The 6,817-nt window shown below is 36.2% G+C and carries 8 protein-coding genes; all 8 read left to right on the top strand.

The genetic code is table 11. From position 1 onward, the window contains the following. Positions 1-95 precede the first annotated feature (95 nt). Entirely contained in the window at positions 96-1,697 is a 1,602-nt protein-coding gene (gene terL, locus A7D23_RS14370; RefSeq protein ID WP_207644972.1) for a phage terminase large subunit, read from the top strand. Positions 1,698-1,713: 16 nt separating this feature from the next. Continuing rightward, entirely contained in the window at positions 1,714-2,277 is a 564-nt protein-coding gene (locus tag A7D23_RS14375) for a DUF1643 domain-containing protein (RefSeq protein ID WP_068884243.1), read from the top strand. 51 nt (positions 2,278-2,328) lie between these two features. Continuing rightward, a complete protein-coding gene (locus A7D23_RS14380; RefSeq protein ID WP_068884245.1) occupies positions 2,329-3,600 on the top strand; it encodes a phage portal protein in 1,272 nt (423 codons plus the stop codon). A 79-nt stretch (positions 3,601-3,679) separates the two neighbouring features. Continuing rightward, complete coding sequence (locus tag A7D23_RS14385; protein ID WP_068884246.1) at positions 3,680-4,081, top strand: hypothetical protein; 402 nt, start codon at positions 3,680-3,682, stop codon at positions 4,079-4,081. Between the two features lie 122 nt (positions 4,082-4,203). After that, positions 4,204-4,788 (top strand): DUF4355 domain-containing protein, encoded by a 585-nt coding sequence (locus A7D23_RS14390; RefSeq protein WP_068884247.1) that lies wholly within the window; start codon positions 4,204-4,206, stop codon positions 4,786-4,788. Between the two features lie 27 nt (positions 4,789-4,815). Continuing rightward, on the top strand, positions 4,816-5,940 hold the full coding sequence (locus tag A7D23_RS14395; protein WP_068884249.1) for a P22 phage major capsid protein family protein: 1,125 nt from the start codon (positions 4,816-4,818) through the stop codon (positions 5,938-5,940). 26 nt (positions 5,941-5,966) lie between these two features. Further along, on the top strand, positions 5,967-6,224 hold the full coding sequence (locus A7D23_RS14400) for a hypothetical protein (RefSeq protein WP_068884251.1): 258 nt from the start codon (positions 5,967-5,969) through the stop codon (positions 6,222-6,224). A 4-nt stretch (positions 6,225-6,228) separates the two neighbouring features. Further along, complete coding sequence (locus A7D23_RS14405) at positions 6,229-6,534, top strand: phage head-tail connector protein (protein ID WP_068884252.1); 306 nt, start codon at positions 6,229-6,231, stop codon at positions 6,532-6,534. Positions 6,535-6,817: the final 283 nt, after the last annotated feature.

A 6,817-nucleotide genomic window follows, 5' to 3' on the forward strand; every position in this document is an offset into this window, starting at 1 on the left:
GTCTATTGTTTTGTTCAGTAATTTAAGTGACAATGAATATATAGCTTTAATCGAGGAATTAATGAATCTTTAAGAAAATATACCGAGGTGATGCGATGCAAGTACATCAAGACCATCACCGCCAGAACCTTTTGCTAAAAAAATACCTGAATAAATATTTCTCCCCGAACAAGATTGAAGAGCTTGTCGGGGAGTTTTCATTTTCGGAGCTTCGCAGGTTACTGGGCGAGATGGATATAGAATTTTTTGCTCTGTGCTACTTCCCAAAATACTTTGACCGCAAGTTTGGGCTGTTTCACAAGGAGCTATTTGAAGAATTAAAATATATACTGGACAATAAAGGGTTGATTGAAGCTTTCGGATTGCCAAGGGAACATGGCAAAAGCACAATCAACTCTTTTTTATTTCCGCTATATTCAACACTATACTGTAAATCATGCTTTACACTTATTATATCGGCAACAGAGCAGATTGCTCTTCCATTCCTTGATATGATTAAGGACGAATTGGAGAATAACCAGTTGTTGATTGAGGACTTTGGCATCTTTAAAGGAAACCGCTGGAACAATAATGAAATATGGATTCGTGGTAGAGGTGGTTTAGATGCCTGTATAATGATTCGTGGTATTGATGGTTCTTTGAGGGGTATCCACTTTAAACAATATCGTCCGCAGCTTGTTCTTTTGGATGACCTTCTCAAAGATGATACTGCAAAGTCGGAAACCAAACGTGAGCAAGTAAAATGCACCTTTACCGATGTGGTTATACCAATAGGAACAAGAGATACAAATATTCTCGTTGTGGGAACAGTGCTGCATGAGGAAGACCTTATGGCTGACCTGCTTAAAGGTAAAATCCCAGGAGTCCGAAGCATAAGGAAAGCTTCAATAATATGTTGGGCAGAAAGGGATGACCTCTGGAGTGAATGGGAAGCAAAATATAATAACCTTCAGGACTTAGACAGGATTGAAACTGCAAAGTCCTTTTTTTATGATCATCAGGAGGAAATGCTGGATGGTACAGAAATCCTGTGGTCTGAATACTTAGATTATTATTATCTCATGTGCAAGAAACAGGCTATGGGAGATAAGTCTTTTTACAAGGAAATGCAGAATGATCCTCGCAGTACCGATGATTATATATTCCAGAACATATCCTTTTGGGAGAAGCTGCCTGAGTATGAGGAGCTTGAGGTTATTATGTATATTGACCCTGCAATTAAGGCAGGAAAGAGAAATGATTATTCTGCTATTACAATTCTTGGACAGCACAGAAAAACTAATCAGATGTATGTGGTTGATGGTTCAATTTATAAGCTTTTACCAGATGACTTGTTTTCAGTCGTAATAGAAAAATTGCAGTATTATCCTGTAGAAAAAATCGGCTTTGAAGCTACACAGGCACAGAGCTATATGAAGCAGAAATTTGAAGAGCAGCTATGGCAGAATAAAATATATGCTCCTGTTGAAGAGGTGGTTGCAAAAGGACAGAAGCATGAAAGAATTATTACTTTAGAGCCGGATATTAAGAAAGGACACATATTGTTCAATCCTTCCAATGTAGGATATAATAATCAAGTAAAAGATTATAACAAAGGTGCAAAGCACGATGATGCTCCTGATAGCCTGTATGGCGCTGTACAATTAGTGCAGGGAGTACAGAGGATCAGGTTTTTTGATAGGAGCTTGTTATTTTGAAAGGATGCTTAAAAAAATGAGTGATATAAAAAAATATACTGGGGATATAGCAATTGAGAGCATTTTTTCTGATGATGGGAGACACAGATTTATACTGCGAAGAAAATATTCATCATCTCGACACCAGCTAAATGACCGTAAAATAGTATTTATACTAATTAATCCATCTTATTCTGATGAATTGCTGTTTGATAAAACGAATAGACTTGCATCAAATATAGGAGTAAAGGATGGATATAATGAAGTTGTCATTTTAAACATCTTTTCACTGGTAACCAAGGATACTAAGACACTCAATAAGGAATTGCAAAGTGCTAATCATCGAAAGAATGATTTATATATTGTAGAAGAAGTTAAAAAAGCTGATAGAGTTATTCTGGCATGGGGTATTGATGAAAAGTATAAAGATAGAATAGATTCTGTAAAGCAGTTAATAAAAAACAGCGGAATAGAAAATGATAAAGTCTTTAGCATAAGCTACAAAGACAAAAATGGGAAAGTATATAATCCTGCACACTTAAGTATGTACATAACGGATAACCCGCCAAACTTTGAAATAAAAAAGTTCGATTTAGATTAAGCCCTACTTTAGGGCTATTTTTATGCCCATTTTTAGAAAGGAAGTGATACTTTGCAAATAACCGAAAGCCTTATAAAACAGTGCTTTACCGAATTGGAGAGTAACTCCAGCATCAAGCAGAAATATAAAGATTATTATGAGGGAAACCACAGCATACTCAAAGATTATGACATGCAGGACAGCAGAAGCAACCGTAAGCTGATATTCAACTTCCCTCGTAAATTTGTAGATAATGAAACAGGATACCTCCTTGGTAAGCCTGTTAATTTTATATCCAAAAGTGATGACAAGGATATTGTTAACTGCATTGACAGGAATAGCAGCCATTGGGACAAGGAACATAATATTTCCCTGCGAAAACAAAGTGAAATCTATGGAGAAAGCTATGAGTTGAATTACATTAATACCGATGGGGAATTCTGTGCTACAATCCTGACACCATTGGAGTGCTATGTCTTGGAGGATGGTACAGCCGAGAGAAATGTTCTGCTGGCTATACATAAATTCAAAAGAAGATTCGATGATACAGAATATCTTGACGTTTATACCGATGCAGAAATACTACATTATAAGCTGATTAAGGATTCTGAAATTGAGCTTATCGGAAAACACAATCATATATTCGGCAGAGTACCCGTCATTGTATGCCCTGCCAATAGTGAGCGAAAAAGCGGATTTGAGGATTTGATAAGCCTTTTTGATTCATATAACGCTTTGAATTCTGACTTGGTCAATGAAATTGCCGACCACAGAAATGCATATCTCATTATCGAAAACGCAAAAATTGAGGAAGAAGATTTGCTCAAAATGAAGCAGATGGGAATTATTCAAGTGCCAAAGGGTGGAGCGGTCAAGTGGCTCACAAAGGATATCAATGATTCTTTTGTCAAAAATGAACTTGAGAATATTGAACGTAAAATCTATGACATGATGGATGAGGTCAATTTCAATGAGAACTGGGCTTCCAATACTTCGTCACTGGCACTTAGAAATAAACTTTTAAATCTTGAAAATAGGGTATCAATGCGACAAGCTTTTATGGAAAAGGTCATCAAGGAAAGGCTAAAAAATCTGTTTATATATATCCGCAAGAAAGAGGGCAAGGTCTTTGATTATCGGGATGTGGCAGTAAAATTTACCAGAAATCTTCCTACAGACCTTGTTGGGTTAGCGGATGTAATTGTTAAACTCAAAGATGTTTGTTCGCAGGAAACGCTGCTTACTTTATTGCCGTTTATTGAAAATCCTACGGTGGAGTTGCAGAAATATAAAACTGAAAAGGCAAGTGCTTCTGAGGAAGACATTAACAAAAATATTATTTGACATTTAATCTCCAAGTGATATAATAATTTTAGATATGGGAAAAGTACATATCTAAAATAAAGGTATAAGAGAGTGGGCTATGAATTATAAAGATTTTTTCCAAGAGCCAGAGAATAGAAAGTATATTAAGTATGAAAATGTTTCTGAAGTAGAAAATGTTTTTAACTTCATGTGCAAGCCTGAGAGCATTGACAAGATGATAATGTCATGTGGACAAAACCGCCCAGCCTTAGAAGGTATAATCGAAGATATCGAGTTGAATTTTCCTATAAGTGCAAATTTTGATATTGATAAGGACTATACCTTAAGAAAGGCTCTCGGCTCAATGATAAAATACATCCTTTCAGATTTTGGATATGAGGTCAATATCCAAAAGGACATATCAAAAGGGTCATATATCAAGTCCGCAACACATTACACCTTTAACCAGACAAAAGCTAAAAAGAAGCTGGTCAGAGTTATAACCATTGAAAATATATAGTACTGTTAATAAAGAGACTGTTCCTTACATTAGTGGGGAGCAGTTTTTTTGTTTCATAAATAATATTGCGTTCTTAGTTCCATCAGAGTTAAGAGGGCGAAATAATAAGGAGGATTTTTATTATGACATTTGAAGAAGTAAAAGAGTTTTTGAAAAGTGAAGCTGGTAAGGCTTCAGAAGTAACTGCATATTTGCAGGGGTTAAATCCATTGACCGTTGCAAGAGTGCAGGAATATATCGATAAAACGCCTGAAGGGAAATCATGGGCTGATTCTGTAAAGGATAAGCATTTACAGAAAGGGCTTGAGACCTGGAAAGTAAATAATCTGGAAGCACTGCTCATTGATGAAATCAAAAAGAGATTCCCCGAAAAAGATGAAAAGGAGCTTGAGGTTGAAAAATTAAGAGCCGAGATTGAAAAGATGAAACATGAGAAACAGAGGGAGTCACTCACAAATAAAGCCATAAAAATAGCAACAGAGAAGAGTCTACCGATTGAATTGGTAGATTTTTTTATTGGTGCGGATGAACAGACCACTGTTTCGAATGTAAAGGTTTTTGAGGATACATTCAGTCAATATGTTCAGAAAACAGTGGAGCAAAGGCTGAAAGGTGATGGGTATGTTCCCCCAAAGGATAATGACGGTAAGCAAAGCAACTTGGAAAGTTTATCAATGGAAGATTATATCAAAGCGAGAAGTAAATAAAAATTTGAAAGGATATGGTGATTTATTATGGGAAATACAATTTTAACTCCATCTATTATAGCGAAAGAAGCATTGATGCAATTAAGAAACAATACAGTTATGGCGAGCTTGGTACATAGGGATTATTCACAGGAATTTGTTGCTGGAGTGGGCAATAGCGTTACAATTAGGAAGCCAGCGAACTTTGAAGCACAGGAATTTAATAGGAGTACAGGTATTCAGATTCAGGATGCTACCGAAGGCTCTGAATCAGTGGTATTGGATAAACTTTTGGATGTTTCTTTTGAAGTAACCTCTGAACAGCTTACTATGGACATCAAGGATTTTAGTGAGCAATTGCTGATTCCAGCAATGCAGGGTTTTGCAAATAAAATTGACCAGTATTTATTGGGTCTTTATAATGAGATTCCATTTAACTTCGGCACAGCAGGAAGTACCCCTTCAGAAATCAGTGATATTACTGGGGCAAGAAAGGTATTAAATGATAATAAAGTTCCTTTTGCAAACAGAAACCTTGTTATTGATACTGCTGCGGAAGACAAATTGCTTCAATTGGCTACATTCCATGAAGCAGATAAAGTAGGCGATGATGGCACAGCATTGAGAGAAGCTTCTCTTGGTAGAAAATTCGGATTCAATATTTTTATGGATCAGAATGTTAAGAAGCACACCAAGGGTACTTTGACAGGAGACGAAGGTACAATCAAAGTTAAAGGTGCGGTTAGTGCTGGAGCAACTCAAATTGTGATTGATGGAACTAATCTTACTGGAACGCTTGTTAAAGGTGACGTTATAACAATCAGTGGAAAATCTTATGTAGTAACAGAAGATACTACCGCCGCTGCAAGTGAAATTGCAGTGAAGCTGTATCCTGCAACCACAGACATTGCCAATGACACTGATGTAACAATTGTTTCTACACATACTGCTAACCTTGCATTTCATAAGAATGCGTTTGCATTGGTAAGCAGACCTTTGGCATTGCCAAGAGGGTTGAGTTCCGAGCAGAAGGCAATTGTAAACTATGACGGTTTTGGTTTAAGAGTTATTTATGACTACAATAGCCAGTATAAAAAGGATGTCATTTCAATTGATATGCTTTGCGGAGTTAAGACTTTAGATTCTGAGCTTGCTTGCAGATTATTGGGATAATTCTATAAAAACTGGGGGTGTGCCTTATGGTGCATCCCCTATTAAATTTAAGGATGGTGATGTTTTTGAGATGTCCATATTGCAATATTGAATATAACTCTCTTGAAACACTCAATGCTCATATTCAAGGCTGTTACTATAAGGATTATCCTCAAACAGTACAAACAGAATTTGAATCATTGACATATCAGGAATTGAAAGATATGGCTCTTTCAAAGGGTATTAAAGCAGGAAATATGAAAAAGGCAGAAATTATAAAAGCACTAAGAGAAACGGAGGAATGATATTATGCTTGAGATTGTAAAAATGTTACTTGGGATAGATGTAGCCGATACTTCTAAGGATACAATTCTTAATCACTTTATTAATCAGGCATCGAAGCTTGCATTATCTTATTGTAATGTAATTGAACTTTCCGCTGAATATGATGGAACAATTGCTGAATTAGCTGTCTATCTTTATAAAAACAAAGATAGTGTTGGCTACAAGCAGAAGACCGAGGGAGAACGCAGCATTACTTTTGAAGGTGGAGGTATTCCAGAATATATAAAATCAGCATTGCCGCTTCCTAAAATAAAGGTCGGGTGTGAGTGATGTTCAATGATTCGTTAGTAAAAATATATTCAAGCCCTGATTCAGCTTCATATATTAAATCCATTTATGCAGATTTTCAGCCATATACCAAAAGTATAGTGTTCGAGGATGGCTTTCAAATTGATATTACGAACAGATTGTTTTGTGATACCGATAGCTCAATCAATAAAGACAGCTACTTCGAAATTGAAGGTGAAAAATATAAGGTCATGGATTTAAAGAAATGGGATGATCATTTTGAAGTTTACCTGTACAAGTTGAAAAGGCAGGTGTAGTTATCATG

It is taken from the genome of Dehalobacter sp. TeCB1 (assembly GCF_001707455.1).
In the GTDB taxonomy this organism is placed as follows: domain Bacteria; phylum Bacillota; class Desulfitobacteriia; order Desulfitobacteriales; family Syntrophobotulaceae; genus Dehalobacter; species Dehalobacter restrictus.